We start from the raw sequence: 1260 nt of genomic DNA on the forward strand, positions 1-1260 counted from the left end.
GCGGGCGCCGGTGCCGGCGGGCACGGGGTGGCGGGTCCCAAGTACGGATTCCGGCCCACCGTCATGGCCCGGCCACCGTTTGCCGGCTGAGCACGCGTCCGCAGGTGTGTTCGACGCCGCCGATTGCCACGCAGCTATCAGTGTCCGCAGCATGATGCGCCTCGAGTTCTCACGATCGCTACCCGGGCCCGCCTTCGGCGGCCACCGCGGCGATCACACGGTTGAAATGGGCGAAAGGAGGTCCCAGCGACGCGCTACCCGGAATGGTCATCGCGCCGATTCATGGCGACCGGTCATTGGGCAAACAGATTTTTACCCCGACCGGCGTGACCGCGGCACCCCGGGTGACGATTACCAGCAACTTTTTGGACCGGCGGCTGGTACCGTTTGCTATGACCGCCCTTCGAGGGGCAGCGGTCGAGGTCAGGCGCTGTTACTGTGTCGTTACCAAAAGTGAATTCGCCGTACCGCTAAGTGAACAATTGCAAACACCGGGCTTCCACACCGATCTCGGGGGCCACCGTCATCTAGTCTCGCATCGTCGGGGATAGAACTAGGAGGGAACAAATATGTCGTTCGTGACCACACAGCCGGAGGCTTTGGCCGCGGCGGCCGGGAATCTGCAGGCTATCGGGTCGACCTTGAGCGCCCAGAACGCAGCCGCTGCAGCCCCAACGACGGGGGTGGTACCCGCCGCTGCCGACGAGGTGTCGGCGTTGACCGCGGCCCAGTTCGCCGCGCACGCGCAGATGTACCAGGCGGTGAGCGCCCAGGCCGCAGCGATTCACGAGCAGTTCGTGAACACTTTGTCCACCAGCTCCGGTTCGTACGCTGCCACCGAGGCAGCCAACGCGGCCGCCGCCGGCTGATCGGACTGGCGGTTCGGGACCTTGGGACAGATCGTCACCGACGTGGGTTCCAACGTGACCGCCCCGCAGGGAGCGATCCCGGGGCCGCAGGGTTGGGCCCGCAGAACGTCCTGCAGCGCAACACGCACTCCGTCAACTCAAACGCCGCGGTTCGGGTTTGACGTCCGTCTCACCGTGACAGCGCCCGGTGGCCGCCGGCTGACGGGAAGGGGGGGTCATTTCTATTCATTCGGCACGGCGGTTGCGTAACACGTAACCGATCCGGCCACCGTCTTCACCACATCACCCAGTAACTACGTAGCAAGGAGAACAGCCGACATGGCAACACGTTTTATGACCGACCCGCACGAGATGCGGGCGATGGCGGGCCGCTTCGAGGTGCACGCCCAGA

1 protein-coding gene and 2 pseudogenes are annotated in these 1260 nt (G+C 65.2%); all 3 read left to right on the forward strand.

Features of this window, described 5'->3' with window-relative positions:
* A pseudogene (locus tag A5622_RS28710) lies at positions 1–90 on the forward strand (hypothetical protein); the annotation flags it as partial.
* Between the two features lie 479 nt (positions 91–569).
* Complete coding sequence (locus A5622_RS25035) at positions 570–869, forward strand: PE family protein (protein WP_066861444.1); 300 nt, start codon at positions 570–572, stop codon at positions 867–869.
* A 318-nt stretch (positions 870–1187) separates the two neighbouring features.
* A pseudogene (locus A5622_RS28715) lies at positions 1188–1260 on the forward strand (WXG100 family type VII secretion target); the annotation flags it as partial.

The sequence above is a fragment of the Mycobacterium sp. 1245801.1 genome (assembly GCF_001673055.1).
In the GTDB taxonomy this organism is placed as follows: domain Bacteria; phylum Actinomycetota; class Actinomycetes; order Mycobacteriales; family Mycobacteriaceae; genus Mycobacterium; species Mycobacterium europaeum_A.

Excerpts from the sequence above, each read along its gene's own strand:
- A5622_RS25035 (WP_066861444.1), top strand. The coding sequence starts at position 570 with ATGTCGTTCGTGACCACACAGCCGGAGGCTTTGGCCGCGGCGGCCGGG.